The organism is Streptomyces sp. NPDC046716, assembly GCF_040645755.1.
Taxonomy (GTDB): Bacteria; Actinomycetota; Actinomycetes; order Streptomycetales; family Streptomycetaceae; genus Streptomyces.
The window spans coordinates 1-25,251 of sequence record NZ_JBEYYU010000095.1; the positions used below are offsets into that span (position 1 = coordinate 1).

General features: G+C 72.5%; 27 protein-coding genes. 13 read left to right on the forward strand and 14 right to left on the reverse strand.

The annotated features are described in order from the left end of the window. Positions 1 to 106 precede the first annotated feature (106 nt). Positions 107 to 1,048: a ScbA/BarX family gamma-butyrolactone biosynthesis protein gene (locus ABZ930_RS38985; RefSeq protein WP_361559475.1), complete on the reverse strand. Its 942-nt coding sequence runs from the start codon at positions 1,046 to 1,048 to the stop codon at positions 107 to 109. Between the two features lie 288 nt (positions 1,049 to 1,336). On the opposite strand from ABZ930_RS38985, the gene ABZ930_RS38990 reads away from it, so the two are divergent. Then, positions 1,337 to 1,939 (forward strand): ScbR family autoregulator-binding transcription factor, encoded by a 603-nt coding sequence (locus ABZ930_RS38990; protein WP_361559478.1) that lies wholly within the window; start codon positions 1,337 to 1,339, stop codon positions 1,937 to 1,939. 41 nt (positions 1,940 to 1,980) lie between these two features. Here the strand turns inward: ABZ930_RS38990 and ABZ930_RS38995 are convergent, their stop codons facing one another. Further along, entirely contained in the window at positions 1,981 to 2,940 is a 960-nt protein-coding gene (locus tag ABZ930_RS38995) for a DUF5937 family protein (RefSeq protein ID WP_361559481.1), read from the reverse strand. A gap of 66 nt (positions 2,941 to 3,006) precedes the next feature. On the opposite strand from ABZ930_RS38995, the gene ABZ930_RS39000 reads away from it, so the two are divergent. From ABZ930_RS39000 to ABZ930_RS39010, 3 genes are read left to right on the forward strand one after another with little or no spacing between them, the layout of a single operon-like run. After that, positions 3,007 to 3,471: a cupin domain-containing protein gene (locus ABZ930_RS39000; protein ID WP_361559484.1), complete on the forward strand. Its 465-nt coding sequence runs from the start codon at positions 3,007 to 3,009 to the stop codon at positions 3,469 to 3,471. Positions 3,472 to 3,513: 42 nt separating this feature from the next. Next, positions 3,514 to 4,188: an SDR family oxidoreductase gene (locus ABZ930_RS39005; protein ID WP_361559487.1), complete on the forward strand. Its 675-nt coding sequence runs from the start codon at positions 3,514 to 3,516 to the stop codon at positions 4,186 to 4,188. Positions 4,189 to 4,241: 53 nt separating this feature from the next. Then, positions 4,242 to 4,901, forward strand: a complete 660-nt coding sequence (locus ABZ930_RS39010; RefSeq protein WP_361559490.1) for an MSMEG_1061 family FMN-dependent PPOX-type flavoprotein — start codon at positions 4,242 to 4,244, stop codon at positions 4,899 to 4,901. Between the two features lie 19 nt (positions 4,902 to 4,920). On the opposite strand, the gene ABZ930_RS39015 is transcribed toward ABZ930_RS39010, so the two are convergent. The 3 genes from ABZ930_RS39015 to ABZ930_RS39025 all read right to left on the reverse strand — a co-directional run bounded on the left by ABZ930_RS39015 (position 4,921) and on the right by ABZ930_RS39025 (position 7,789). Beyond that, on the reverse strand, positions 4,921 to 5,523 hold the full coding sequence (locus tag ABZ930_RS39015) for a TetR/AcrR family transcriptional regulator (protein WP_361559493.1): 603 nt from the start codon (positions 5,521 to 5,523) through the stop codon (positions 4,921 to 4,923). 42 nt (positions 5,524 to 5,565) lie between these two features. Continuing rightward, positions 5,566 to 6,336 (reverse strand): class I SAM-dependent methyltransferase, encoded by a 771-nt coding sequence (locus ABZ930_RS39020; protein ID WP_361559496.1) that lies wholly within the window; start codon positions 6,334 to 6,336, stop codon positions 5,566 to 5,568. A gap of 178 nt (positions 6,337 to 6,514) precedes the next feature. Then, a complete protein-coding gene (locus ABZ930_RS39025) occupies positions 6,515 to 7,789 on the reverse strand; it encodes an MFS transporter (protein ID WP_361559551.1) in 1,275 nt (424 codons plus the stop codon). A 264-nt stretch (positions 7,790 to 8,053) separates the two neighbouring features. Between ABZ930_RS39025 and ABZ930_RS39030 the strand changes: the two genes are divergently transcribed. Further along, on the forward strand, positions 8,054 to 8,626 hold the full coding sequence (locus ABZ930_RS39030; RefSeq protein ID WP_361559499.1) for a hypothetical protein: 573 nt from the start codon (positions 8,054 to 8,056) through the stop codon (positions 8,624 to 8,626). A gap of 48 nt (positions 8,627 to 8,674) precedes the next feature. Here ABZ930_RS39030 and ABZ930_RS39035 read toward each other — a convergent pair whose 3' ends face one another. After that, entirely contained in the window at positions 8,675 to 9,259 is a 585-nt protein-coding gene (locus ABZ930_RS39035; RefSeq protein WP_361559502.1) for a TetR/AcrR family transcriptional regulator, read from the reverse strand. Between the two features lie 112 nt (positions 9,260 to 9,371). On the opposite strand from ABZ930_RS39035, the gene ABZ930_RS39040 reads away from it, so the two are divergent. Both ABZ930_RS39040 and ABZ930_RS39045 read left to right on the forward strand, forming a co-directional pair. Beyond that, the gene (locus ABZ930_RS39040; protein ID WP_361559505.1) at positions 9,372 to 9,623 is read left to right on the forward strand and encodes a hypothetical protein; all 252 of its coding nucleotides are present in this window, start codon (positions 9,372 to 9,374) and stop codon (positions 9,621 to 9,623) included. A 140-nt stretch (positions 9,624 to 9,763) separates the two neighbouring features. Continuing rightward, on the forward strand, positions 9,764 to 10,279 hold the full coding sequence (locus ABZ930_RS39045) for a DinB family protein (protein WP_361559508.1): 516 nt from the start codon (positions 9,764 to 9,766) through the stop codon (positions 10,277 to 10,279). A 66-nt stretch (positions 10,280 to 10,345) separates the two neighbouring features. Here the strand turns inward: ABZ930_RS39045 and ABZ930_RS39050 are convergent, their stop codons facing one another. Beyond that, complete coding sequence (locus ABZ930_RS39050) at positions 10,346 to 11,851, reverse strand: SulP family inorganic anion transporter (protein ID WP_361559511.1); 1,506 nt, start codon at positions 11,849 to 11,851, stop codon at positions 10,346 to 10,348. 431 nt (positions 11,852 to 12,282) lie between these two features. Between ABZ930_RS39050 and ABZ930_RS39055 the strand changes: the two genes are divergently transcribed. Next, positions 12,283 to 12,678 (forward strand): MerR family transcriptional regulator, encoded by a 396-nt coding sequence (locus ABZ930_RS39055; RefSeq protein ID WP_361559514.1) that lies wholly within the window; start codon positions 12,283 to 12,285, stop codon positions 12,676 to 12,678. 12 nt (positions 12,679 to 12,690) lie between these two features. On the opposite strand, the gene ABZ930_RS39060 is transcribed toward ABZ930_RS39055, so the two are convergent. After that, positions 12,691 to 13,866: an NADH:flavin oxidoreductase gene (locus tag ABZ930_RS39060; RefSeq protein WP_361559517.1), complete on the reverse strand. Its 1,176-nt coding sequence runs from the start codon at positions 13,864 to 13,866 to the stop codon at positions 12,691 to 12,693. Between the two features lie 66 nt (positions 13,867 to 13,932). Further along, entirely contained in the window at positions 13,933 to 14,760 is an 828-nt protein-coding gene (locus tag ABZ930_RS39065; RefSeq protein ID WP_361559520.1) for an SDR family oxidoreductase, read from the reverse strand. A 112-nt stretch (positions 14,761 to 14,872) separates the two neighbouring features. Between ABZ930_RS39065 and ABZ930_RS39070 the strand changes: the two genes are divergently transcribed. Next, the gene (locus tag ABZ930_RS39070; protein ID WP_361559523.1) at positions 14,873 to 15,484 is read left to right on the forward strand and encodes a helix-turn-helix domain-containing protein; all 612 of its coding nucleotides are present in this window, start codon (positions 14,873 to 14,875) and stop codon (positions 15,482 to 15,484) included. Positions 15,485 to 15,540: 56 nt separating this feature from the next. Here the strand turns inward: ABZ930_RS39070 and ABZ930_RS39075 are convergent, their stop codons facing one another. The 3 genes from ABZ930_RS39075 to ABZ930_RS39085 all read right to left on the reverse strand — a co-directional run bounded on the left by ABZ930_RS39075 (position 15,541) and on the right by ABZ930_RS39085 (position 20,255). Further along, the gene (locus ABZ930_RS39075) at positions 15,541 to 15,921 is read right to left on the reverse strand and encodes an STAS domain-containing protein (RefSeq protein WP_361559526.1); all 381 of its coding nucleotides are present in this window, start codon (positions 15,919 to 15,921) and stop codon (positions 15,541 to 15,543) included. 360 nt (positions 15,922 to 16,281) lie between these two features. Next, positions 16,282 to 18,291 carry an ABC transporter ATP-binding protein gene (locus tag ABZ930_RS39080; protein WP_361559529.1) on the reverse strand — a complete coding sequence of 670 codons (2,010 nt, stop codon included), beginning with the start codon at positions 18,289 to 18,291 and terminating at the stop codon, positions 16,282 to 16,284. A gap of 119 nt (positions 18,292 to 18,410) precedes the next feature. Next, positions 18,411 to 20,255 (reverse strand): AMP-dependent synthetase/ligase, encoded by a 1,845-nt coding sequence (locus tag ABZ930_RS39085; protein WP_361559531.1) that lies wholly within the window; start codon positions 20,253 to 20,255, stop codon positions 18,411 to 18,413. A 241-nt stretch (positions 20,256 to 20,496) separates the two neighbouring features. Here ABZ930_RS39085 and ABZ930_RS39090 point away from each other — a divergent pair, with 241 nt between their 5' ends. Continuing rightward, positions 20,497 to 20,928 (forward strand): response regulator, encoded by a 432-nt coding sequence (locus tag ABZ930_RS39090; RefSeq protein WP_361559534.1) that lies wholly within the window; start codon positions 20,497 to 20,499, stop codon positions 20,926 to 20,928. Here the strand turns inward: ABZ930_RS39090 and ABZ930_RS39095 are convergent. Next, positions 20,843 to 22,168, reverse strand: a complete 1,326-nt coding sequence (locus tag ABZ930_RS39095; protein ID WP_361559537.1) for an MFS transporter — start codon at positions 22,166 to 22,168, stop codon at positions 20,843 to 20,845. The genes ABZ930_RS39090 and ABZ930_RS39095 overlap by 86 nt on opposite strands. A gap of 122 nt (positions 22,169 to 22,290) precedes the next feature. Here ABZ930_RS39095 and ABZ930_RS39100 point away from each other — a divergent pair, with 122 nt between their 5' ends. Further along, positions 22,291 to 22,650: a metalloregulator ArsR/SmtB family transcription factor gene (locus ABZ930_RS39100; protein WP_361559540.1), complete on the forward strand. Its 360-nt coding sequence runs from the start codon at positions 22,291 to 22,293 to the stop codon at positions 22,648 to 22,650. A gap of 13 nt (positions 22,651 to 22,663) precedes the next feature. Here ABZ930_RS39100 and ABZ930_RS39105 read toward each other — a convergent pair whose 3' ends face one another. Beyond that, positions 22,664 to 23,743, reverse strand: a complete 1,080-nt coding sequence (locus tag ABZ930_RS39105) for a serine hydrolase (protein WP_361559542.1) — start codon at positions 23,741 to 23,743, stop codon at positions 22,664 to 22,666. A 130-nt stretch (positions 23,744 to 23,873) separates the two neighbouring features. On the opposite strand from ABZ930_RS39105, the gene ABZ930_RS39110 reads away from it, so the two are divergent. Together ABZ930_RS39110 and ABZ930_RS39115 are read left to right on the forward strand one after the other, a co-directional pair. Then, positions 23,874 to 24,332, forward strand: coding sequence for a cyclic nucleotide-binding domain-containing protein (locus tag ABZ930_RS39110; protein ID WP_361559545.1), 459 nt, complete (start codon positions 23,874 to 23,876; stop codon positions 24,330 to 24,332). A gap of 208 nt (positions 24,333 to 24,540) precedes the next feature. Continuing rightward, positions 24,541 to 25,116 carry a hypothetical protein gene (locus tag ABZ930_RS39115; protein WP_361559548.1) on the forward strand — a complete coding sequence of 192 codons (576 nt, stop codon included), beginning with the start codon at positions 24,541 to 24,543 and terminating at the stop codon, positions 25,114 to 25,116. Positions 25,117 to 25,251: the final 135 nt, after the last annotated feature.

The window sequence follows — 25,251 nt, forward strand, 5'->3', positions numbered from 1 at the left end:
TCCGGGCCACCGGTCTCCTTCTCGGCGTCCGCACTGTCGGACGCGTCGCCGGAGCCTTCGGCCGGACCCGTGGATCCGGCCACCACCCCGTTCCCCACGCGGCGGGCTACACGCGGGCGGTGGTCACGTCGGCGGTGAACACCACCCGGTCGTTCTGCGACAGGGAGACCTGGACCGTCTGCGCACCGTCCGCGCCGTCCGCCACGGGCAGTGGCGCGGTGCTGACGAGGCACGGCACGTCGAACTCGGCGTAGCGGATGAAGCGGCTCGTCATGCCGACCACCGTCGCGGTGTGGGAGCACCGCGCCAGCGCCGCCTGCCGGGCCGCTTCGAGCAGCAGCATGCCGGGGGAGTGGTCGACCGGGTGGTCGAAGAGGATCGGGTGGTCGAGGTCGTTCCTCAGATACCAGGAGTACGGGGGGTGCCCCGGCGCCGGTGCCAGCACCACGTCGGCGGCGCGCTGCCGGCCCACGAGCTCGGGGGAGACCGGGCGGCCCGGCGCGAGCGCGGCCGCGTGGGCCGTCGCCAGGTCGCCGTTGGCCCCGCGCAGCCGCTGGTAGACCGTCGGCGACTGGTTGTTGAACCTGGTGCGGACGGTCGCCGCGGGCCGGCCCTGCCACGACGCCCGTACGTCCATGGTCATGCCGCCGACGCGGGTGCCGCGGCGTATGACGTCGGAGCATCTGACGTCGAGCTGTATCTCGAGGTCGGTGCCGGTTCTGCCGAGCATCGAGGGCTCGACGGTGAAGGTCAGGTCCTCCCAGGCCTGCCGGAAGCCGAAGGCCGTGTCGTAGGCGCTGTGGCAGAGCATCGGGATCGACTGGCGCACGCACTCGACGAGCATGAGCGCGTCACGCCGGCCGTGCGCCGACTCGGCGTAGAAGCGGTGCTGCGCGGGCCAGCGTGCGCTGATGCCGAAGTGATCGGGGCCGATGTGCTGCCAGTCGGTGAGCAGAACTTCGTTCGCGTCCAGTTTGTGCACCTCGGCCGCGGACACCGGCCGGTCGTCGATCGTCGTCGGTGACGTGCTGGGCAGGGTGGTGAGCATGCTGATTCCCCCTGGGGAGTGCGGAACGAACAACGGACAGAGCCGACCCGTGGATCCGGTTGGGTCGCCCCGCAGGGCAACAACATAAAGAGTGTTCGGTTTCTTGGGAAGGAAAGATGTAGTAAACCTCGACCGGCGGGGAGCGGGTCTGCCCGTGCCCAGGCGTGATATCCACGGAAACGTCGCGCGGTGAGGGTTGATGCCCTGACCTCAGGCGCGTAACATAGAGAACGTTACGTTTTTCGGAAAGTGAGAGGCATCGTGGCGGAGCCGAAACAAGAGCGTGCGATGCAGACGCGCAAGGCCCTCCTGCGGGCGGCGGCCGAAGCCTTCGACGAGTACGGGTACGCGGGCGCGAGCATCAGTCTGATCCTCAAGCGGGCCGGGCTGACGACGGGAGCGCTGTACTTCCACTTCGATTCGAAGGAAGACCTCGCGCACGCGGTCATGAACGCGCAGCCGGAGCTGATCGTCCCTCAGCTGGAGTCGCACGGACTCCAGCGCCTGGTCGACATCACCCTGCTGTGGTCACACATGCTCCAGGTCGATCCGCTGCTGAGAGCCGCGGTGCGTCTGACGGGGGAGCAGGCATCCATGGGAACCCGCGACGCCACGCCCTACCAGTCCTGGGCGAAGGTCATGGCGGAATGCCTGCGCGACGCCCAGAGCGCCAATGAGCTGCAGGCCGGCGTCTCCCCGGACGAGCTGGGTGAATTCGTCACGGAGGCCTGCACCGGTATGCAGATGTTCTCCCATGTGGTCAGCGGCCGCGACGACCTCAGCGACCGCGCCATGCGCATGTGGCGCCTGCTGCTGCCCGGCATCGCGGTCCCCGCGATCGTGGCCCGCACCGAGGTCAGCCACGAGCGGCTGAAGATGCTGGTCGGCTGAGGCGCGCCGGGGTGGTGGACACCGCCCCGGCGGCCGGCCGCTCACGGCCGCGGCGAGGCCGCGTCCAGGAGGCCGCGTCCGGCCTCGGTGAGTTCGTGCGTCGTCGTGCGACCGGCCCGGCTGCTGTCGATCAGTCCCGCGTCGCGCAGGATCGTCAGGTGCTCGCTGGCCGTCGGGGGAGTGACGCCCATCAGCCTGGCCACGACGGTCGTCTGCAGCGGAGTGGCCAGTGCGGCCAGGATCCCCGACCGGGTCACCCCGAGAAGGCGGTCGAGGGACCGGGGAGTGGGCGGCGCCGCCCACAGGTACCGCCCGGACGCCGGGTAGTAGATCGCCGGGGTCCAGTGGTCCGAAGTGGTGCACTGCATCCGGTCGGTGATGAACAGCGACGGAACGAGAATGAGTCCGTCGGGACAGTCCACGTCGATGTCGACCGCCTTCTCGACGGAGACGGTGTCGCCGTCGCACGCGGCTGAGGGGTGCAGACGCGGAAGGACCGCGCGCAGCCCCTCGCGGTTGACCTGGATGGCCCGGTCCAGCATCTCGGCGCGCAGCGCCTGCCGCATGGAGGGCCATTCCGGCTCGACCACCGCCTTCCACAGGCGGCGCAGCGCGTCGGCGGCCTCCGACCTGGCCCGGTCGGGGTCGTCGAGCAGGCGGTGTCCCAGGGCCGCCCCGCGCCCCCGTGCCGCGTCGACCAGTTCGGCGTACGTCCGGTCCGAGGGCGCGGAGAGGAGGGCGGCCAGCCCTTCCTCGAACGTCGGCTCGCTGGACGGCGGCGACGGGTCGAGGAAGTCGGGCCGGTACGCGCCGTCGGCCATGAAGACCGTGAGCGCCTCCAGTTCGGAGAGCGGGAGCGGGCGGCGACGGCGCAGCCACGAGTGGAACATCGGGTGGCGCTGCTGCTCGGTCAGGAGCTGCGCCAGACTGACCACTTCGTGGATCGGGGACATCGCCCACCGCACACGTGCGGCACCGGCGCCCAATCGGTAGCGGATCACCCCGCCATTGTTAGGCCACCGCCGAATCGAGCGCGAGCAGAACGGCGAAGCCCGGAGACTCGGGTCATGAACGAAACGGAGCCGCTCGCCCGGTGTTTCGAGGAACCCGGGCGAGCACGACGGACACGGACGATCCGGCTGGGCGCCGGCGGATCGGCCATCGAGATCCTCGCCGGTGCCGACGAGACCGGCGGACTCGTGAGCCTCTACCGGTGGCGCATGGCGCCCTCCAGCCGCGGACCCTCCCCGCACTTCCACACGACGTTCGGCGAGACCTTCGTCGTCGAGGAGGGCGAGATCGACTACTTCGACGGGCGGACCTGGCGGACTCTGCGGCCCGGCGACACGGCGCACGCAGCGGCCGGTGACGTCCACGCGCTCCGGAAGGAGCATGCCGGGACCGCCACCCTCCTCATGGCCCTCGCACCGGGTGTCCGCAGGGAGGAGTACTTCGCCGAGCTCGCCACCGCGGACGAGAGCGACCTGGGCCGGCTGCACGAAGCCCACGACAACCATTTCGTCGACGACTAGCCACCTGTCCCCCCGACGGACCCTCCCAGCGAAGGATTCACTGTGCCCAGCATCGCCATCGTCGGAGCCGGCCCCGGTATGGGCCTGGCCATCGCCCGTACCTTCGGTTCCCGCGGCTTCGACGTCGCCCTCGTAGCCCGCAACCCCGACAAGCTCGCCGACCTGACCGGCCGGCTCGACGCCGAAGGCATGTCCGCCGCCGCGTTCCCCGCGGACGTACTCGACCACGAGGCGCTCACCCGGGCCGTCGAGGACGCCGCCACCCGCTTCGGCGGCATCGACGTCCTGGAGTACTCACCGGCCGGGAGCCTCGCGTCCGCGCCGCTCACCGCGCCGTCCGCGACCGCCCCGTCCGACGTGCGGTGGGCGATGGACCTCCTGCTCCACGGAGCCATCGCCGCCACCCGGGCCGTGCTGCCCGCCATGCGGGAGGCCGGCGCGGGCACCCTGCTCTACACCAACGGCGCCGGCTCGATCGACCCCGTACCGATGCTCGGCAACCTCAACGCCGCCCAGGCCGCGCTGCGCAACTGGGTGCTCGGCCTCCACAAGGAACTCGCCGGCACCGGCGTCAAGGCCGCCCACGTCGCCATCGGCGCGTGGGTCGGCCCGGACGGCCCGCCCGGAGTACCGGCGGCGCCCGCCGAGGACATCGCCCCTCTCTACTGGGACCTGCACACGCGGCGCGACGACGTCGAGCGCGTCTTCACCGTCTGACGCCGTCCAGGTCGCGATCGGCGGGGCGGGGGCCGCTCGTTAGGGTCGCAGGCATGACAAGATCCCTCTCCGGCAGTGCCTTCGACTCGCTCCGCCTCGACGCCGTACGCGATCAGGAGACGCTGCGGCGGGCCTACGCGCTCCCCGGCGCCGCGGCCGTGCGCAAGCAGATGACCGAACTCACCGACCAGGCCCGGCGATTGATCGGCTGCGCGTCGCTCGTCCTGGTCGCCAGCGCGGACGCCGAGGGCAACTGCGACGTCTCGCCGCGCGGCGGACCCGCCGGGTTCGTCGCCGTGCTGGACTCGCGGACGGTGGCCGTACCGGACGCCACCGGCAACAAGCGCCTTGACACCCTGCAGAACGTCATCGCCACGGGCCGGGCCGGTCTGCTGTTCCTCGTCCCCGGACGGACCACCACTCTGCGGGTGAACGGCCGGGCCGTCGTCTCCACCCGTCCGGAGCTGCTGTCGCGGCTGACCGCCGTGGGCAAGCCGCCGGCCAGCGCGCTGGTGATCGGGATCGAGGAGGTCTACCCGCACTGCCCCAAGTCGCTGCTGCGCAGCGGCGCGTGGAAGCCCGAGCAGTGGCTGCCCGCCGACGCCCAGCCGAGCTCGGCCGAGGTGACGCTGGCCCAACTGCGGATGCCGGAGCTGACGATCGCCGACATCGAGCGGACGGAGGCGGAGTCGCTGAAGTACCGGTACGAGTGAGCGGCGACCTGCGGCGCTGTCACGGCTGTGCCGGGGCGCCGCACAGCCCGTCGACGACGATGCCGAGCATGCGCTCGGTGCGATCGAGCCGGTCGGGGCCGCCGTCGACCTTCCACAGGAACGACACGAGCAGCAGCACCTCGTCGGCATCGGCGCCCTGCCGCAAGCGTCCGGCCGCGTCGCAGGCGCCGAGCAGTTGGCCGAGCGCGGCGGCGACCGGTGGGTAGAAGTGGCTTCCCAGATCGGCGCGGGTGGCTGCCTCCAGGGCGCGGGACGCCCCCTGTTCGACACGGCCGTACGCGGCGAGCCGCCCGAACCACCGACGCAGCGCCTCCACGGGTTCGTGCTCGGCGAGGAGGCGCGGGGCGGCCTGGACCAGTGCCTCGACGTCGGCCCGGTAGACGGCGAGGAGCAGCGCCTCGCGGCTGGGGAAGTGCCGGTAAATGGTTCCCTGGCCCACACCGGCGGCCTTCGCGATCGACTGGAGGGTCGCGTCGGGGGAGCCGGTGAAGGCGGCGCTCGCGAACTCCAGGATGCGGGCGCGGTTGCCCTCGGCGTCCGCGCGCCTCGGCCGTGGGTGGGGTGCTGCCGTCCGGCCGTCGCCGGGCCCGGAGTCGGGCATGTGTCCGCTGCCTCCGTTCTGCGAGGTGTGTCGCCGCGGATGTCAGGGGAGGGCACGCAGGAGGACGAGCGATCCGTCGTAGGACGGCCGGCCGCGCAGGTGGCCGAAGGCCTCGTCCCAGGCGCCCGAGCCCAGGGCGTGGCGCAGGGAGAAGTCGAAGTCCTGGCGGGCGCGGTCGTCGAGGAAGCTCCAGGCCGAGCAGGGCTGGCGGGCCGCGGGATCGAGGAGGAGTTCGGGGCGGCCGTAGTACGCCTCGTTGAAACTGTCGGTGCAGTCCAGCGGCACGGGGACCGGCTGGACGTCGGTGGCGCCGCCGAGCGCGCCGGCGAGCCGGTCCAGGGACGGGTAGCGGCGGGCTTCGGTCTCCAGGACGTCGGGCGCGTACTCGTAGAGCCAGAAGTCGCGCACCCGCGCGGGGTCGCAGGTCAGCACGGTGACGGGACCGCGGGTGACCCGGCGCATCTCGCGCAGCCCGGCGTCGGCGTCCGACCAGTCCTGGACGCTGAAGAGCGCCATCGACGCGTCGAACTGCCCGTCGGCGAAGGGCAGGTCCTCGGCGACGGCGTCGATGGCGGTCACGAGCTGTGCGGGACGCCGGGCGCGCATGGCCGGCGACGGCTCGACCGCGGTGAAGGTGTGCGCCGCGGTCTCGTACGAACCGGTGCCCGCACCGACGTTGAGGACGGTGCGCGCCTCGCCCAGGGACCGGGCGATGACCTGGGCGATGCGCTCGTCGGGGCGGCGCGCGGCAGGGCGCGCGGAGGTGAGCGGTCCGTAGCCGACGGCGTCGCCGTCGAGGGTGGGCATGACCATGGGGGACCTCGCCTTCCGGGCCTGGCCGGAGCGACGGCAGCCGCGCCCCGAACTACGCCCCCTATCTTGCATCTGCCATGCGAAATCTCCTAGCAGCCTGGCTAATGCTTGTCTCATCGACCAAAGGGTGGGGCGTGTGCGGCGCCGGTCTTGGAGGTTGTGTCAACCCGTCCGCCGCCTACGCGGAGGGCTCGACGCTCAGGGCGGCGCGGCGTCGGGCGTCCTCGTCCGTGTGGGCGTCGTAGGTGAGGAGCTTGGGCAGCGCGGCGGCGAGGAGGCCGACCGAGACGACGCAGGCGAGGCCACCGGTCCAGACGGCCGGCCGGACGCCTGACCAGCCGGCCATGGCGCCCGCGCGGACCTGGCCGAGCTGGGGGCCGACGCTGTAGGAGAGGACCTCGATACCGGCGAGTCTGCCGCGCAGTTCGTCGGGGACGGTCTGGTTCCAGATGGTCGAGCGGCCCAGTCCGCTGAGCATGTCACCGGCTCCGGCGAGGCCCAGGCAGATCAGGACCAGCCAGACGTGGGACGTCCATCCGGCGGCCGCGATGGCCAGACCCCAGCCGCCCGCGCCGAAGACCACCAGCAGCCCGTGCCGTCGGGTGCGGGACACCCAGCCGCTGGTGAGACTGACGACCAGGGAGCCGATGGACCCGGCGGCGTACATGAGGCCCAGCGACCAGTTCGCGTTCAACTCGTCCGCGAGGAACGGGAAGATCGTGTTCGGGAAGGCGAAGAACATCGCCGCCATGTCCACCGCGTAGGTGCCCAGCAGCACCGGCTTCGACCACGCGTAGCGTGCCCCTTCCACGATCCCCCGCAGCGACGGCCTGGCGGCGTTGTCGCGAGGAGGCGCGGCGGAGAGCCGCCGGCACATGAGCACCGACACGACGAAGCAGCCCACCGTGGTGGCGTACGCCGTCGTGCTCCCCGCGTAGGCCACGACCAGGCCCGCCAGCGCCGGTCCGGCGATGGCGCCGGCCTGCCAGCGCAGCGCGTTCAGGGCGGCGGCCGCGGCGAGTTGGTCGTGCGGGACGATCCGCGCCAGCAGCGAATCCATCGCGGGCCGTTGGAGGCCCGCCAGCGCCGCGACACCGGCCGCCACCACGTACAGCGGCCACAGAAGCGGCTCCGGCAGCAGCGTGTTGATCAGCAGAACACCTGCCAGCAGACCCAGCCCGACCTCGGTCAGCACGATGACCCTGGCCCGGTCCACCGCGTCCGCGAGCGCCCCGCCGTACAGCCCGAACACCACCAGGGGCACCAGTTCGACGGCCCCCATGGCCCCGACGGCGAGGGGCGAGTCCGTCATGTCCTTGATCTGGAGCGGCAGGGCGATCAGCGCCATGAAGCTGCCGAACGTCGTGATCAGCCCCTGTCCCCACAGGAGCCGGAAGTCCCTGCTGGAACGCCAGGGAGTGAGGTCGGGCAGCACGGCGGCGAGCTTCGGTATCGCGATCAACGGTGCCCGTTCCATATGTCCGGGGGCCCGGGCGATCCGCCGGCCGGGCCCCTGTGAATTAGGTATGCCTAACTTAGCCGATCCGGCAGGGGTGGTGATCACCTCCTGGCGCGAGGGAGAACGTTCGGTCTTGACAAGGCGGAACGTCGTTGCCACTCTGGTGAGACAGAACGATCGTTCTTCCTCGGGTTCTTCTCGCGGGCGCCCTGTCCGTCGTCCCGCGCCCACGCACCCACCCCACCGAAAGGGATCACCGTGAGTACGACTGCTGCTCCGTCCGGAACGACCACCTCGGCGGCCTCCGCGACCGAGGCGCTGCGGCGCCTGTACTTCGTCCGGTTCGCGTTCGCCGTCGTCTGGGCCCTCGTGATGTTCACGATGGCGGAGCGGATCAGCCCGGCCGGTGCCGTGCTGCTCGTGCTGTATCCGCTGTTCGACGTGGGGGCGGCCGTCGTCGACGCACGCTCGTCACGGAGCGCCGGATCGCCGGGGCTGCTCTACGTGAACATGGCCGTCAGTCTTCTCGCGGCCGTGGGCGTGGCCGTCGCCTGCGCGTCCGGGATCCCGGCGGTGCTGCGCGTGTGGGGAGCCTGGGCGATCGTGTCCGGCCTGGTGCAACTGGCCGTCGCCGTCTTCCGCCGCGCGATGGGCGGACAGTGGCCGATGATCCTCAGTGGCGCCATCTCCGCGCTGGCCGGTGCGTCCTTCCTCGCCTCGGCCGGAGCCGACCGTCCCACGCTCACGAGCGCGATCGGCTACGCCGTTCCGGGTGGCGTCTTCTTCCTCGTGTCGGCCCTGCGTCTGAAGCGCGGCGCCCGGACCGACTGACCGTCCGGGCCTGCCCGGCCGTCGGCGGCATGCGCCGACGGCCGGTTCTCACGCGCCGCGGGCCCGCAGGATGCCCTCGATGCCGTCGAGGAACGTCTCGGAGACCTGGTTCGGGTCGGACAGGCAGCCGGAGGCCATCGCCCCGTCGCGGAGCATGACGAGATGGCGGCCGGCGGCCTCGGCGGGGGTGTCGCCGGTCTGCCGCAGCAGGTCCGTGACGGTGTCCTGGAACCACTGACGGTGGGCCAGGACGGCTCGGTGGACCGGGTGTTCGGGATCGGGGTACTCCGCCGCCGCGTTGAGGAAGGCGCACCCCCGGAAGCCGGGGGACCGGATGCCCGCGGTGATGGTCCCGCACAGGGCGCGGATCTTGTCGGCCGCCGATTCCTCGGCCGCCTGGGCGGCCTCGGCCTGGGCCCGCAGCTCCCGGTCCGCCTGGTCGAGGTAGGACAGGACCAGGTCTTCCTTGCCCGTGAAGTGGCGGTACAGCGTGGCGCGGGTGACCTGCGCCTCCGCGATGATCCGGTCGACGCCGACGGAGTGGATCCCCTCCGCGTAGAAGATCCTGGTCGCCGTGGAGAGCAGCCGTGCTCGCGCCTCCGACGGGCCTCTTCCTCTTGCGCTCTGGCTCATGCGTCCAGGGTAACGAACGGCAAGGGAGAACGGTCTGTCTTGCCGAGGGCGTCTTCTGGAGGGCCGGCCTCACCGGGCGTCTCGGTCGCCTGGCCGCGGGACCGGTTCCGCCGTGGTTGCTCGAGCACACGGCGGAACCGGTCACGGCCTCTCGGCGCCTCAGATCGGGGGTTCGACCCGCTGGGCGGGGATCCTCGGCATCCTGCCCCGGAGCTCGGGCAGCGGATCGGGTCGCCTGCGCGGCGGCGACGGTCTCTTCTCGACCCACCTGGCAGCGAACACGCGCGCCCACCAGTGGTTCTGTGGATCGCCGGAAGTCATGTCGATCGCCCTCCTGCTCGTCGACGTCGGACTGGCTCTCTGACTGACATCCCGCATTGCCCGTGCAACGTTTTCAACGCCTCATTCCCCTCTTAGGGAGTATGTGCGGGAATGGAGCGCTGACGCCGGTGCCGTCGAAAACGCGGCGACAGGGGGAAAGCGGACGCGCTACGGTCCGCCGCTATGACCTTTTCGCACGAACGTCCCCCGTTCCAGGCCGACGAGCGCACCGCACTGATCGGCTGGCTGGACCTTCAGCGGCAGATCCTGCGGTGGAAGTGCGAGGGCCTGACCGAGGCGGACGCGCACCGCAGCGTCGTCCCGTCCTCGCCGGCGATGACGATGGCGGGGCTCATCAGCCATATGCGGTGGGTGGAGCACCTCTGGCTCGAGGTGATGTTCCTCGGTGGCGACGAGGCACCCAACCCGTCCTTCGACGAGGAGGCGGAGGACGCCGACTGGCGCACCGACGGCGCCACGCTGGCGGGCCTGCTCGCGGAGTACGAGGCCCAGTGCGCCCGGAGCAACGAGATCGTGGCCGCGGCCTCCCTGGACGACGTCGGCCGGCATCCCGGTCACCGCGCGGGCAAGGCCAACCTCCGCTGGATGCTCATCCACCTCGTCGAGGAGACCGGACGGCACGCGGGACACGCGGACATCGTGCGCGAACTCCTCGACGGCGCCAAGGGCTACTACTGAGCACCACCTCCGAGAGCTTCCGAGAGCTCCTGAGGGCGGCGAGCGGTGGACCGGGTCCGCGACCGGTCAGTGTCCCGCGGTCAGTTCGCCGCTGAGCCTCTCGTGCAGCCGGGCGCTCGGCGCGTTGAGCCCGATGATCTCGACCTGCTTGCCGCGCTGCGCGTACTTGGTCTCGATCGCGTCGAGCGCGGCGACGGACGAGGCGTCCCAGATGTGGGTCCCGGACAGGTCGATCACGACCCTGTCCGGGTCCGTCGCGTACCGGAATTGGGTGACCAGGTCGTTGGAGGAGGCGAAGAACAGCTCGCCCGTGACCCGGTAGACGACCTGGCCGCCGTCGGGGTCCACGACCGCGGTGACCTCGGCGACATGGGCCACGCGCCGGGCGAAGACCACCATCGCCGTGACCGAGCCGACGACGACGCCGATGGCGAGGTTGGAGGTGGCGACCACGACCGCGACCGTGATCACCATGACCGCGATCTCACCCGCGGGCATCCGCCGCAGCGTCCTGGGGGCGATGGAGTGCCAGTCGAACGTCGCGAACGACACCATCACCATCACCGCGACCAGCGCGGCCATCGGGATGTCCGAGACGACCGGCCCGAAGACGATGCACAGCACCATCAGGAACGAGCCCGCCAGGAACGTGGACAGCCGGGTGCGGGCCCCCGACACCTTTACGTTGATCATGGTCTGGCCGATCATGGCGCAGCCGCCCATGCCGCCGAAGAACCCGGTGACGATGTTGGCGATGCCCTGGCCGATCGATTCGCGGGTCTTGTTGGAGCGGGTGTCCGTGATGTCGTCGACCAGCTGGGCGGTCATCAGCGACTCCATCAGACCCACGAGCGCCATGGCGAGCGCGTACGGGGCGATGGTCGTCAGGGTGTCCAGGGTGAACGGCACGTCGGGCAGGCCCGGCACCGGAAGCGCGGAGGGCAGCTCGCCCTTGTCGCCCACCGTCGGCACCGCGATCCCGGCCGCCACCGTGACGACGGTCAGGATGACGATGGACACCAGCGGCGCCGGGACCACCTTGGTGACCTTCGGGAAGAGCACCATCAGGACCAGGCCCGCGACGATCAGCGGATAGACCGGCCAGGGCACGTCGGTCATCTCCGGCACCTGGGCCACGAAGATCAGGACGGCCAGCGCGTTGACGAAGCCGACCATCACCGAGCGCGGCACGAACCGCATCAGCTTCGCGACGCCGAGCGCGCCGAGGGCGACCTGGAAGACACCCGCCAGGATGACGCAGGCGACGAGGTGGCCGAGGCCGTGCTCGCGGTTGAGGGGTGCGATGACCAGGGCGACGGCGCCGGTCGCCGCGGAGATCATGGCGCGCCGCCCGCCCACGACGGAGATCGTCACCGCCATGGTGAACGCGGCGAACAGCCCGATCCGGGGATCCACCCCGGCGATGATCGAGAACGAGATCGCCTCGGGGATCAGGGCGAGCGCGACGACCAGACCGGCGAGCACCTCGGTGCGCCACACCTTGGGGTCACGGATCCAGTCGGGCCGCAGGCCGCGCAGCCGCGAGACGGGGGAGAGGGCAGGAGCGGACAAAGGCGGGTACCTGTCGTGATCGGGCGCGCCCGGCATCCCGGGGCGTGCTGGAAGGAGGCGGGCGGACCGGGCCGGTCGGCCGCGCGGCCCGACGGCGCCGGGGGACGGCTGCCGGTGCGGGCGAAGACGGTGGGGGAGCGATGGACCGTGCGCGGCGACGCCGCCGCGGTCAGGGGCGAAGCGTCACGGCGGGCAGACGACGGCGGGCGACAGCATGATCATTCGCTCGCTCTCTCCCGCAGGCATCGAATCGGTCCCGGAGGCGTCATCGGCCCCGGTGGAACGGTGCGGGGCGGTGATCCCGCACCATAGGGGTGCGGAGTGACACGACGGTCCCCGGCACCCCGGGAACTCTACCCTAACGTTACGGTAGAGATCGAAGCCGCCTCCGCACCCGACGGGGCGGCGCACAGGACGAGGAGAGCGGGCGCGTGAGCGGCGAGCACATGCAGATCGGCGAGGTCGCCGCACGGACCGAGCTGTCGCTGCGCACGATCCGGCACTACGAGGAGACCGGCCTCGTCATCCCCTCGGCCCGCTCCCAGGGCGGCTTCCGCCTCTACACCGAGTCCGACGTGGCCCGCCTCATGGTCATCCGCCGGATGAAACCGCTCGGCTTCACCCTCGACGAGATGCGCGACCTGCTGGCCGCGACCGACCGCCTCGACGGCGGCGAACGGCTGCCCGACGCCGAACACGGACAACTCCTCGACCGCGTACGGCACTTCGAGGAGGCAGCGCAGCGCCGGGTCGCCGATCTGCGCACCCAGCTCGCCCGCGCCGAGGAGTTCGCCGCCACCCTGCGCCGCAGGCTCCCGACCGCGTAGCCGGCCGCGGGCTCAGGGAGCGGACGCGAGCACGCAGCGGGTTCCGCTGTAGATGGTCGGCATGCACTTGTTGCAGTGGACGCACAGGGAGCGGACGCCGGGCTCCCGCTCCATCCGGTGGACCAGATCGGGCTCGCGCAGCAGCGCCCGGGCCATCGCCACGAACGAGAAGCCCTCCGCCAGCGCGCGCTCCGCGGTCTCGCGCCGGGTGATGCCGCCCAGGAGCACCAGCGGAAGATCCAGCGCGGCCCTGAACTGGCGTGCGCTGTCGAGGAGATACGCCTCCTCGTACGGGTAGGTGCGCAGGAACCGGCCGCCGACCGCGCGCACCCCCAGCCGCACCGCCGGGTTGCGCATGGCCGCCGCGAACTCCCGCAGCGGCGCCTCGCCGCGGAACAGGTACATCGGGTTCAGCAGCGAACTGCCCGCGGTGAGTTCGAGGGCGTCCAGGCTGCCGTCGGCCTCCAGCAGGCGGGCCACCCGGACGCTCTCGTCCAGCCACAGCCCGCCGGGGACACCGTCGTCCATGTTGAGCTTGGCGAGGACGGCGATGCGGTCGCCGACGGCGTCGCGCACCGCCCGCGCCGTCTCACGGGCGACCCGGGCGCGGCCCTCCAGGTCCCCGCCGTACGCGTCGTCGCGCCGGTTGAGCCGCGGGCTGAGGAAGGCGCTGGCGAAGTAGTTGTGCCCCAGATGGATCTCGACCGCGTCGAAGCCCGCCTCGACGGCGAGCCGGGCCGCCTGTGCGTGGGCGCGGGTGATCCGGGCGATGTCGGCGCGGGTCGCCGCCCTGATCCGGGTCAGGCTCTGCGCCCCGACGCGCGCGGACGGGCCGAGGGCGGGCAGCCCGTTCGAGCGCGGGTCGGCCACCGGACCCGCGTGCCCGATCTGCGCCGAGACCGCGGCGCCCTCCGCGTGCACGGCCTCCGTGAGACGGCGCAGACCGGGCAGCAACTCGGGCCGCATCCAGATCTGATGGCGCTCGGTCCGCCCCTCGGGAGCGACCGCGCAGTACGCGACCGTGGTCATCGCCACCCCACCGGCCGCGTGCCGGCGGTGGAAGGCGATCAGCTCGTCGGAGACCTGCGACCCGCGCGTCATCCCCTCGAACGTGGCGGCCTTGAGGAAGCGGTTGCGCAGCGTCAGCGGCCCGAGCCGGGCCGGGCCGAACAGGGCGGGCTGTGTCATGACGGTCTCCCGGGCGAAGGGTGCGGGCGGACGGTGCACGAACGGGCCTGGCGCTGCCGCGACGGCTCACCTGCGCATCGGCGACGGCTGGGCGTCGGCGCGCATCGCCGCATCCGTGCCCCCGTCGACGTACAGGATCGAGCCGGTGGTGAAGCGGGCCTCCGGACGCAGGAACTGCTCGATCCAGAAGGCGATGTCCGCGGCCTCCCCGAAGACGCCGAGCGGCATCGGCGTCGGGAAGTCGTCCGCGTCCGGTGTGTCGGAGACGCCGGTGGAGCCGGTCATCAGCGGGGTCAGTACGGCGCCCGGCGCGATCGCGTTCAGCAGAACGCCCCGGCGGGCCCACCGCGGGGTGACGGCGGTGCGCCGCACCCAGCGGGCGAGCGCCAGCTTCGAGGTGGCGTACGCGACGATGCTCGGCGCGCTGTCCAGGGTCTCGGCGGGCAGTGCGCTCTGTGCGGCCGCCGCGCGCTCCCGGGCCTTCTCCTCGTCGCCGGCCAGTAGCAGCTCCACCAGCTCGTCGTCGATGACGGGGACGGTGCTCGCCGAGTTCGAGCTGATCACGACCGCGCGGCCCGCGCCGGACCGCTCCAGGGCGGGGCGCAGCGCGTCCAGGAGCGCGACGGGTCCGAAGTAGTCGATCGAGACGACGGCGGCGGCGCTCTTCACGCTCGGCCCGACGCCCGCGACCGCGGCCACGCCGTCCAGCGTGCCGCCGCTCAGCGCCAGGATCTCCCGGACCGCGTGCGCACGGCCCTCCTCGCCGCCCAGGTCGGCGACGACATCGGCGTCGCGCAGATCGACACCGATCACCCGGTGTCCGGCCGTGCGCATCCGGGCCGCGGCCGCGGCCCCCATCCCGGAAGCGGACCCAGTGATCACGTACGTGCCCATGACGGACTCCTCTCACCCGGCCGCACCGTTCACGACCGGTTTGTTCCAATCACCATTCAATCACTGATTGGACGATGATCGGAAGGCGGGCTGACGTGGTGGAATGGTGGGCATGACGCACCCGGACACCCCGACGCGCGAGCGACTGCTCGACGCGGCGAAGCGACTCTTCCTGGAGAAGGGGGCCGACCAGGTCTCCCTGCGCGCGATCAACGCGGAGGCGGCGCTGAACCCGGGGGCCGTGCACTATCACTTCGGCTCGCGCGAGGGACTGGTCACGGCCCTGCTGGAGCGCGAGCTGCGGCCGCTGTGGACCGACCGGATGCGGTTCCTCAAGGACGCCGGGGAGGCCGGGCCCGACGTGGGGGAGATGGCCGCCGCCCTGGTCGAGCCCTTCGCCGATCTCGTCGCCACCCGCGACGGCCGGGTGCTGTGTCATCTGCTGGCGCGCTCGGCGCTGCCCACCGGGCAACTGCCCAACGCCTCCAGCCTGTTCGTCCCCGCTCCCTTCGAGGTGATGGTCGGGCGGGCGCTGCCGCTGCTGGCACCGCAGGAGGTCACCGAACGCTGCCGGCTCGCCTTCAGCGTCGTCATGGAGACCTACGGGCGGCCCCTGGCGAAGATGCCCGCGGAAGCCGCCTCCTTCCCGCGCACCGCGACCGTGGTCGCCTTCGTCGCGGCGGGTCTCACGGCGCCGCCGGCGGCGCCGCGCGGGGGCGGCTGACCGGGTCGGGGCGCCGCGTCCGCCGGGAGCCCTGCGCTCCCGGCGGACGCGGCACCTCAGGCGGGTACGTCCCGGGTCGGCCATGCGAGGGCCGAGTCGAGGTCCGCGGCGACCCGCAGGGCGTCCGCGAGACCGGCGAGCCGGATCACGCGCAGCAGGAACGGGTCGGTGAGGACCAGGATCAGCCTCGCCTGCCGTGCGCGCAGTCGTTCCTGGAGGCGCACGAGCATCGACAGGCCACTGCAGTCCAGGAACGTGACGGCGCGCAGGTCGGCGACGAGCGTGCCGCCCTGCCCGGGGGACAGGTCCTGGAGGCGGCCCGTCAGGTGATGGGCCGCGAGGATGTCGAGTTCGCCCCACAGCTCGACGACCCGTGGGTCCTCGGGGTGCGGCGTTCTCATGCCGAAGACGGCGTCGGTGTCGTGGTAGGCGGGCATGGCCTCCTCGCATGGGTGGGGGCGCGGTGTTGTGGCGGTGCCCCTGGCATACCCCCACCTGAGCTGCGAGACAACCCCCCGTCAGCGTACGGGAGTTGGACAACCATGATGTCGGTCAAACGGACCCGGAAGTGATCTCTGGCGGAATCCGCACCCTGCGATTCCCGCTCGTCACGGGCGTTCTCCGCGGTCACACCGTGCTCAGCGCGGCGGTCGGCCGCACGGGATGCGCGTGGGGCGGATGGTGGAGGAGTGAACCTCCGGCGGGAAACGGACACGCGGACGGGCACACGTGTGATCTACGCCCCACACACCCGTCCCGGAGCCGTCGGACAAATGGCCGGGAAGCGGAGGCGGTCCCTACGCCGTGGCGGGAGGCTGCGCGGGGCGGGGCATGTGGCTGCCGTCGTGGCCGTACTGGGCCGCCTGGGTGCGGAACATCGTGGCGTACCGCCCGCCGGCCGCGAGGAGTTCGGCATGGCTGCCGGACTCCACGATGCGGCCCCGGCTCAGCACATGGATGGTGTCCGCCCAACGCACCCCGGACATCCGATGGGTGACCAGGACGACCGCGCGCGTGGGGCCCGCCAGACCCCGCAACCGGTCGAACGCCTCGATCTCCGCCTCCGGGTCGAGCGCGGACGTCGGCTCGTCCACGATGAGCACACCGTCCGCCGGGCCCGTCCGGTCGCGCCAATGGGTGCGCGCCAGGCCGAACTTCTGCCACTCCCCGCCGGACAGCTCGCTCGCCCCGCGGAACATGCGGGCGAGGAGGGTCCCCATGCCGCCCGGCAACCGCGCGATCACCGACGTCGCGCCCGCGTACCGCGCCGACGGCTCCAGCTCCTCGGCGGACGCGTCCTGCTGGGGCCGCCCGATGCGGATGTTCATCGCGGCCGTCATCGGCCAGCGCTGGAAGTCCTGGGTGAGCTGGCTGACCCGCTCGAAGACCAGCGCCCGGTCGAGCCCGGAGAGCGGTCTGCCGCCCCAGTGGACCGTCCCGTCGTGCGGGACGAGAAGTCCGCTGATGATCTTCATCAGGGTCGACTTGCCACTGCCGTTCTCCCCGACGACCGCGGTCACCGATCCCATCGGAACCGTCAGCGACACCTCGTCCAGGGCCGGTTCGTCCCGGTCCGGATAGCGGTAGCTGATCCTGTCGAGGACCACCGCGTCGATCCGCTCCGGCAGCGCCGCACCCCCGGTGGGAATGGTCCGACGGGCGGCCTCCGCGAGGAACTTCTCGTGGTCCTGGACGTACAGCGACTCCTCGTGCAGCTGGTTGACGTTCATCACCAGCGTGCCGAGGCTCGCCGACCCGCTGCGCACGGCGACCACCGCCGTCCCGGCGATCGCCAGGCTCATCGCGCCCGTCGTGATCAGCCAGAACATCACCCCGTACGTGGCCGCCAGCGCGACCCCCGACAGCGCGGTGGCGACCAGCTCGGTGCCCGCCTTGTCGTTCGCCAGCCGCCGCTGCTCGCTCTCGGCGCTCTCCGCCATGTCGCGATAGCGCTCCAGGAGCGCGGGACCGACCGCGTGCAGCCGCACCTCCTGGGCGGCGCTCCGCTCGGTCAGCAGGGTGCCGATCAGCCGGCTCGCGCGCACGTGCTCGACCCAGTTCAGCACCGACACGTACCGCTCCTGCGCCACCCGCATCGCACCCCAGCCGCGCGGCGCGACGATCAGCAGCAGCATCGGCAGCAAAGCCCAGTGCAGCACGCTGAGGATGGACGCGGTGGCGACGAGCGAGATGACCCCGTTGAGCGCGGCGACGCACGCCGAGATCATGCGCCGGGCGGACGCCGCACCGTAGAAGGCCACGTCGAGCAGGCGCCGGAACGCCGGATCCTCGATGGCCTCCAGCTCCACCGCCTGGGCGGCGTCGAGGTATTCGGTGGTCGCCACCCGTTCCACCAGCGGTTCGAGCCGACCCGCCCCGGACGTCGACCAGGTGGCGAGCAGGGCGTTCACGGTGGCGACCGCCGCGCCGACGAGCAGGGCCGGCAGCGCCTCCCGCACCCGCCCGGCCGCCGAGCCGTCGGCGAGCAGGGTGTGCATCACGGAGTTCAGGACGAGCAGGTTCACCGCGGCGGCGATCCCCTGGCCGATCTCACTGACGCCGACGGCGAGCAGCGCGCCCCGGTCGGCGTGCCAGGCCCGGCGCAGGGTGCCGAGGACCAGCCGGGGCATGGCCCGCAGGGCGGTGAGGAGCGACAGGTCGAGGAAGGCGTTCTGGTGCGAGGCCCAGCCGGTGTCGTAGCGCAGCGGCCCGCCGAACAACTCCTGCTCGGCCGTGGAGACCTTGGGGTCCTCGGGGCGTGGGCGGCGCAGCAGTCTGCTGCGGAACAGGTGCGAAGGCGAGGTCAACGGTCCTCCCCGGGCTCGACGGGCGCGGCCGGGAGGGCCCTGCGGCGCTGTTGCGGTGCCCAGGGTGAGCAAGGACCGGCGCACACACAAGGTGAACTCCGGTCATCCTCGCCGGGTGTTCAGAGGCCGCGGCGGCTCGGCCGGGTCCCGTACAGCTCGTCGATCTCGAGCGCGTACCGCTGGATCACCGCCGATCTCCGGATCTTCAGCGACGGGGTCAACAGGCCCTCGCGCGAGCCGAATTCGTGCGGCAGCACCCGGAACGTACGGATGGACTCGGCGCGCGAGACGCGGGAGTTGGCCCGGGAGACCGCTCGCCTGACATGGCCGAGCAGTTCCTCGTCGGTCACCAGCGCGGCGGGCTCCTGCGGGTCGCGCCCCTTGAGCGCGAGCCAGCCCGCCACGGACTCCTCGTCGAGGGTGATCAGGGCCGCCACGTACGGGCGGTTGTCGCCGACGACCAGACAACCCGAGATCAGCGGATGGGCGCGCAGCTCCTCCTCCAGCAGCAGCGGGGAGATGCTCTTGCCGCCGCTGGTGATGATGATGTCCTTCTTGCGTCCGGTGATGACGAGATAGCCGTCCGGATCGAGCCGGCCGAGATCGCCGGTGCTGAACCAGCCGTCGCGCAGCACCGCTTCGGTCGCCCGCGGATCGTTGTAGTAGCCGGCGAAGACCACGTCCCCGCGGACCAGGATCTCGTCGTCGGCGGCGATGCGCACCGCGTTGCCGGGCAGCGGTCTGCCCACGGTCCCGTGCCGCACCGCGCCCACCGGCTGGGCGGTGACGGCCGCGGCGGTCTCGGTCAGCCCGTATCCGTCGTAGACGGTGATCCCGCAGCCCGCGAGGAACAGCCCGAGTTCGCGGGCGAGCGGCGACCCGCCGGAGACGGCGTTGCGCACCCGGCCGCCGAGCACCGCCCGCACCCGGGCGTACACGAGCCGGTCGTAGAGCGCGTGCCGGAGCCTGAGCCGGGGACCGGGACCGCTGCCCTGCCCCGCCTTCCCGCGCTGCTCGGCGGCCGCGTAGCGCACCGCGGACCTCACGGCCCGCTCGAAGAGGGCGCTGCGCCCGTTCTGACGTGCCTTCAGGCGGGCCGCGCGGAAGAGGCGTTCGAAGATGTACGGCACGGCGTACAGGAACGTGGGGCGGAACGCGGCCAGCGTCGGCAGCAGCGCCTGCGGCGAAGGGTCCGGCTGGAAGGCGACGTTGACGCCGAACCGCACCGAACTGACCACCACGACCAGGCCGTAGCAGTGCGCCAGCGGCAGGAACGCCACGAGCGACGCCTCCTCGCCGGGCGCGGCCAGCAGACAGCCCCATCCCGTCGACAGGGTGTCGCACTCGGCGATCATGTTGGCGTGGGTGAGGACGCAGCCCTTCGGGCGGCCCGTCGTCCCGGACGTGTAGCAGATCAGCGCGGTGTGCTCGGGCCGCACGGTCGAGCGGAGCCGGTGGACGTAGGCCGGATCGACGGCGGCGCCCTCGGCCCGCAGCGCGTCGAGGGCACCCTCGTCCATCTGCCACAGCCGGGTCAGCGGGTTGTGCGGTCCGTGCGCGGCGGCCACGGTCATGGCGTGGCTCTCGTTCTCGACGAAGCAGCCGATCGCGTCGGTGTCGCGGAGGATGTCGCGGACCTGCTCGGTGGAGGACGTCGGATAGATGGGCACGACCACGGCGCCGATCGACCACAACGCGTAGGCGGCGAGCGTCCATTCGTACCGGGTGCGCGACATGACGGCCACCCGGTCGCCGAAGCCGACCCCCTGCGCGAGCAGCCCCCCGGCCACGTCGAGGACCTCACGGGCGAACCGGCGCGCGGTGACGGGCTCCCACTGCCCGCCGGGCGCGGCGAGCGAGAACTGGACGCGGTCCGGCGTCCGTCGCTCCGCGGTGAACACCGAGTCCGCGAGGCCGCCCGCCACGGGCGGCTCCGTCAGCCGGGGCACGTCGAGTTCCTGCATGTTCCTGCTCTCCGCGGACGAGGGACGGGCGGGTGGCGGGTGGGGCCGCAGCCCGGCAACGTACCCCGGCCGGGCGATCTTTGCGGAGCCCCCCGAGGTGACGATCAGGACACGGTACGCCGTGGACCACGGGACCCCTCTGCGCGGACCGGTCGCACGACACGGGCCCAGCGCCGTAATCTCGAACCGCGGCGCGGGACGCCGGTCCAAGGAGTGCTAGCACGGAGGCAGTTGAGAACTCATGATCGACTCCGCGAAGGTCCTCCTGGTGGATGACCGTGAGTCCAATCTGCGGGTGCTGGAGGCGGCGCTCGCCCCGCTCGGTGTCCCCGTCGTGTGCGCGGACAACGGCGACGACGCCCTGAGGATCGCGCTGCGCGGCGGCATCGGCGTGATCCTGCTCGACGTGCGGATGCCCGGCATCACCGGCCTGGAGGTGGCCGACTATCTGCTCCGCCTCGACCAGACCCGGGACATCCCCATCGTTCTCGTGACCGGGATCGGCAGCAGCGCCCTCGCGCAGACCGCGATCGAACTGGGCGTCGCCGACCTGCTGGTGAAGCCCGTCGACCCCTGGGTGCTGCGGGTCAAGGTGAGCTATCTGCTGAGGGCCGGACGCCGGGACGCGGACGGCCGTGCCGCCGACCGCTCGGGACCCGTACCGCGCCTGTGACGTGCGCGGGGGCGTCGGCGGGCCGCGCAGGCACCCGCGCCGGCCACAGCCGCGTCGCCGTCAGCGCGGCGCCGGCCGCCACGGCCCCGAGGACCGCCACCGCCACCCCCGGTCCGGCCGCCGCGCCCACCCAGCCGGCCAGCGGATACGTGAGCAGCCAGCAGGCGTGGGACAGGGAGAACTGCGCCGCGAACACCGCCGTACGCTCCCGGTCCGGCGCGGCCCCGCGCACCAGCCGCCCCGCCGGCGTCAGAACCATCGAGCAGCCCGCGCCGAACGCGCACCAGGCCGCCAGCAGCGCGGGCAGCCGCCAACTCCCGCTCCCAGCCGCCGTGATCGCCCCGGTCGCCGCGAAGACGACGGCCAGGAGCAGCCCGCCGCGCAGCATCACGGGCCGGTCCCCGCTCCGCTCCAGGATCCGGGGCAGAGCCAGCGCCACGGCCATCGACCCGGCCCCGTAGGCACCCAGTGCCAGCGGCACGGCGCCGGCGCCGAGACCGAGGAAGTCCCGTACGTAGAAGACGGACTGGACGGTCACCAGCGCGCTCGCCGCCGCCACGGCGATGTTCAGCGCGAGCAGCGCCCGCAGTTGCGGCACCGCGAGGAACAGCCGGGTACCGGCGGTGGCCTTCGCGTACGCGCCGCCCGTGCGGGGCGCGGCGGCCGTGGCGCGGGGCAGCGTGGTGGACGCCACGAGCGCGGCGGAGGCGAGGAACCCGAGCAGCGTGCCGGTGAACAGCCGGTGGTAGCCGACCACCGTCAGCAGGGCGGCGGCGAGTGCGGGGCTGAACAGACTCTCCAGGTCGTAGGCGAGCCGGGCCAGCGACAACGCCCGCGTGTAGGCGCGCTCTTCGGGCAGTACGTCGGGGATCACGGCCTGGAAGGCGGGAGTGAACGCCGCCGACGCGGACTGCAGCACGAAGACCAGGACGTACACCTGCCACACCTGGTCGACGAAGGGCAGCGCCACCGCGACGGAGGCCCGCAGCAGATCGGCGCCCACCAGCAGGGCGCGGCGCGGCAGCCGGTCGGCGAACGCGCCGACGAGCGGGGCGATCACCACGTACGCCGTCATCTTGATCGCGAGCGCGGTGCCGAGCACGGCGCCCGCGTCGGCTCCCGCGAGGTCGTACGCGAGCAGCCCGAGCGCGACGGTGGCCAGGCCGGTGCCGACGAGGGCGACGACCTGGGCGGTGAAGAGGCGGCGGTAGACGGGGTCGCGCAGGACGGAGCTGGGCATGAGGGCGTGACTCCCGGGGGCAATCCGTGGTCGTCATGTGCGCACCTGCGCACATGACGACTATGGCGCCCCCCTCGCACCGTGGTCAACCACTCCGGCCGGTCCGGCTCTAGGCTGGCCCCATGGCTGACAGCGAACCCATCCCACCTGCGGCAGGTGCGCATCTGCACGAGCCGGACGCCGCCCGCCTCGCCGAGGCCACACGGGTGTTCGCCCTGCTGTCGGACGCGACCCGGCTGCACGTGCTGTGGCTGCTCGCCCGGGAGGAACTGGACGTGGGCTCGCTCGCCGAGCGCGTCGCCGCGTCCCGCACCGCGGTCAGCCAGCACCTGGCGAAGCTGCGGCTCGCCGGTCTCGTCGAGACCCGCCGCGAAGGCCGCCACATGCACTACCGGCTGACCGACGGTCACCTGCGGCGCCTGGTGACGGAGGCGGTCAGCCACGCCGACCACCGGGTCAGCGGGCAGGCGCCGCACGACTAGTACCTGTGTCCTCCTACGGGCGTGTGCGGCGGGCGCGCAGGCGGCGGCGGAGGATCAGGGGCACACAGGTGAGGACGAGCAGGGCGGCGGCCGCGCCGAGGTGGCGGGTGAGACCGGGTGCCTCCTCCGGCTCCTGCCGGGTCGGCGCGGTCGCGGGGGCGGCGGCCCGCAGGGGACCGGCCTGCTGCTTCGGCGGTTGCGGGGCCGGGGTGGCGAACCCCCAGTCGAGCAGCGCGCGGCTCTCCTCGTACACCGCGTTGAAGTCCCCGTCCTGAGGGTTCATCACGGTCACCAGGATCGTGCGGCGCCCCTGGGTGGCGGCCGAGACCAGCGTGGTGCCGGCCTGCGTCGTGTAGCCGTTCTTGACGCCGATGAGGCCCGGGTAGGGCTCCACGCCGTGCGAGCCGACCAGCAGCCGGTTGGTGTTCTGGATCTCGTACGCGTCCGGGCCCCCGGACGCCGGGAAGCGGGCCCACTTCGTGCCCATGTACCGGCGGAAGTCCGGGTTCTTGAACCCCTCGCGCGCGATGAGCGCCAGGTCGTGGGCGCTGGAGTACTGACCCGGGGTGTCGAACCCGTCGGGGGAGCGCACCTGGGTGTCGCGGGCGCCGATCCGGCGGGCGGTGGCCTGCATCTGGTCCAGCGTGTGCGCCAGGCCGCCGTTCAGTCGGGCCAGCGTGTGCACGGCGTCGTTGCCGGAGCTGAGGAACACCCCGCGCCACAGATCAGCGACGGTGTACCGGTGCCCCTCGGCGACCCCCACCTCGCTGCTGCCCTCGGCGACCTCCGCCAGATCCGCCGACGAGGCGCGGTGCACCGCGTCCTGGCGCAGGTGCGGCAGCACCGTCAACGCGAACAGCGTCTTGAGCGTGCTGGCCGGCGGCAGCCTGCGGTGCGGCGCCCCGGCGGCCAGCACGGTCCCGGTCCGCGCGTCCATGACCTCCCAGGACAGCGCCGACGGGGAGGGCACCGCGGGCGGCCCGGAGGCGCCCCGCGCGGGACCGGCGGCGGCCCCCGCGACGAGCGCCGCGCACACGCCCGACGTCAGGAACGCCCTGCTGACCAGGGACCGAGATCGGATGAAGATCACCATGCGGGCAACGTAGGTGCGTGACCGACCGCTCGCGATCCGTTACCGCCATCCGGCCGCCGCCCACTTCGACGACCCGGTACGCGCGGGACGTACGTACGCTGGATGGACCCGACGGTGGAGGTGTTCCGCCATGACGGACCGGACACGACTGCTGAACCGACTGCCGCGCGCCTATCGCGACCGGCTGATGCCTCTCGCCCGAGAGGTGTCCTTCCCCCAGGACACCCGGATCTTCGAGGAAGGGGACCGCGCCGACTGCTTCTGGATCATCAGGACCGGAACAGTCACGCTCGACGCGCGCGTCTCCGACCGGGCCCGGCTGCCCATCGACCCGCTCGGACCGGGGGATCTCCTCGGCTGGTCCTGGCTCTTCCCGCCCTATGAATGGGACTTCGGCGCCGAGGCGTTCAGCCCGGTGCGCGCCTATGAATTCGACGGTTCCACCGTGCGCGCCCTGTGCGACATCGAACCGGCGCTCGGCGTGGCCCTGCTGCACGGCGTCGCCGAGGTGATGGCCCACCGCCTGGAGGCGGCCAGGGTCAAGCTCGTCGAGGCGCACCAGGCCCACCGGACCAGGGGGTACGTGTAGCGGCGGGCGGCGCGCGACGCCGCGGGACACGGGCGGGGGATTTCTCGGGCGGGTGACCACCGGGCGGCCCCCGGTGGTCACCCGCACGTGCGCCGTCGCTCACCCGACTCGACGCCCCGGCGGGCGGCGGGCCCGGTCGCGCGGTTTGCTCGGTCGCGGACCTGACCGCACCTGTGGCCGCCCGCCGGCCGCGCCCGAGAGGAACCGCATGCGTCGCACCGTGCCCCTGTCGACCGCCACCGCAGCCCTGCTCCTGCTCGGGGCGCCCGTGTGCGCCGCGAGCCCGTCCGACGGGGACGACGGATGGAGCGACGCGCCCACGTGGACCGCACCGCCCTCGGCGCCCGCCACCGGGACCGGGACGGCGACGGGCCTGGTCCTCGATCCGGCGGACGCGCGACCCGGCACGAGCGTGCTGGTCAGCACCACCGCGTGCGACGTCGACTCCTCCGCGACCGGCGACGCGGACAGTGTCGGAGCGGGTGAGTTCACGCTGCGCCAGGCCGAGTACGAGAAGGGGGTCAGCGGCACCTTCGAGGTGCCCGCGGGCGCCCGCCCGGGCACCTACCCGGTCTCCGTGACCTGCGAGAGCGGCACGGTGGCCCGGCAGACCCTCACCGTGTCGGGGGAGGGCGGCACACAGCTGCACGGAGTGCACGCCGGTGACGGCGGCTCCCTCGGGCAGTGGAGCACGCTGCAACTCGCGCTGGGCGGAGCGCTCATCGCCGGTTCGGTGGGCGCGGCCGGCTACTACGCCGTGCGGCGCCGCGCCCAGGAGCTGTGAGCACCCGGGCGCGACGCCGTACGGATCCGCGGGAAGTCGGTCAGCCCTTGCGGGTCTTGACCTCTTCGGTCAGGGCGGGCACGACGTCGAAGAGGTCGCCGACGACGCCGTAGTCGACGAGGTCGAAGATCGGGG

Bases quoted from the DNA above. Each gene is read 5' to 3' on its own strand.
- ABZ930_RS38985 (WP_361559475.1), bottom strand. From the start codon at position 1,048: ATGCTCACCACCCTGCCCAGCACGTCACCGACGACGATCGACGACCGG.
- ABZ930_RS38990 (WP_361559478.1), top strand. From the start codon at position 1,337: ATGCAGACGCGCAAGGCCCTCCTGCGGGCGGCGGCCGAAGCCTTCGAC.
- ABZ930_RS39000 (WP_361559484.1), top strand. From the start codon at position 3,007: ATGAACGAAACGGAGCCGCTCGCCCGGTGTTTCGAGGAACCCGGGCGA.
- ABZ930_RS39010 (WP_361559490.1), top strand. From the start codon at position 4,242: ATGACAAGATCCCTCTCCGGCAGTGCCTTCGACTCGCTCCGCCTCGAC.
- ABZ930_RS39015 (WP_361559493.1), bottom strand. From the start codon at position 5,523: ATGCCCGACTCCGGGCCCGGCGACGGCCGGACGGCAGCACCCCACCCA.
- ABZ930_RS39020 (WP_361559496.1), bottom strand. From the start codon at position 6,336: ATGGTCATGCCCACCCTCGACGGCGACGCCGTCGGCTACGGACCGCTC.
- ABZ930_RS39035 (WP_361559502.1), bottom strand. From the start codon at position 9,259: ATGAGCCAGAGCGCAAGAGGAAGAGGCCCGTCGGAGGCGCGAGCACGG.
- ABZ930_RS39045 (WP_361559508.1), top strand. From the start codon at position 9,764: ATGACCTTTTCGCACGAACGTCCCCCGTTCCAGGCCGACGAGCGCACC.
- ABZ930_RS39060 (WP_361559517.1), bottom strand. From the start codon at position 13,866: ATGACACAGCCCGCCCTGTTCGGCCCGGCCCGGCTCGGGCCGCTGACG.
- ABZ930_RS39065 (WP_361559520.1), bottom strand. From the start codon at position 14,760: ATGGGCACGTACGTGATCACTGGGTCCGCTTCCGGGATGGGGGCCGCG.
- ABZ930_RS39070 (WP_361559523.1), top strand. From the start codon at position 14,873: ATGACGCACCCGGACACCCCGACGCGCGAGCGACTGCTCGACGCGGCG.
- ABZ930_RS39075 (WP_361559526.1), bottom strand. From the start codon at position 15,921: ATGCCCGCCTACCACGACACCGACGCCGTCTTCGGCATGAGAACGCCG.
- ABZ930_RS39085 (WP_361559531.1), bottom strand. From the start codon at position 20,255: ATGCAGGAACTCGACGTGCCCCGGCTGACGGAGCCGCCCGTGGCGGGC.
- ABZ930_RS39090 (WP_361559534.1), top strand. From the start codon at position 20,497: ATGATCGACTCCGCGAAGGTCCTCCTGGTGGATGACCGTGAGTCCAAT.
- ABZ930_RS39095 (WP_361559537.1), bottom strand. From the start codon at position 22,168: ATGCCCAGCTCCGTCCTGCGCGACCCCGTCTACCGCCGCCTCTTCACC.
- ABZ930_RS39100 (WP_361559540.1), top strand. From the start codon at position 22,291: ATGGCTGACAGCGAACCCATCCCACCTGCGGCAGGTGCGCATCTGCAC.
- ABZ930_RS39105 (WP_361559542.1), bottom strand. From the start codon at position 23,743: ATGGTGATCTTCATCCGATCTCGGTCCCTGGTCAGCAGGGCGTTCCTG.
- ABZ930_RS39110 (WP_361559545.1), top strand. From the start codon at position 23,874: ATGACGGACCGGACACGACTGCTGAACCGACTGCCGCGCGCCTATCGC.
- ABZ930_RS39115 (WP_361559548.1), top strand. From the start codon at position 24,541: ATGCGTCGCACCGTGCCCCTGTCGACCGCCACCGCAGCCCTGCTCCTG.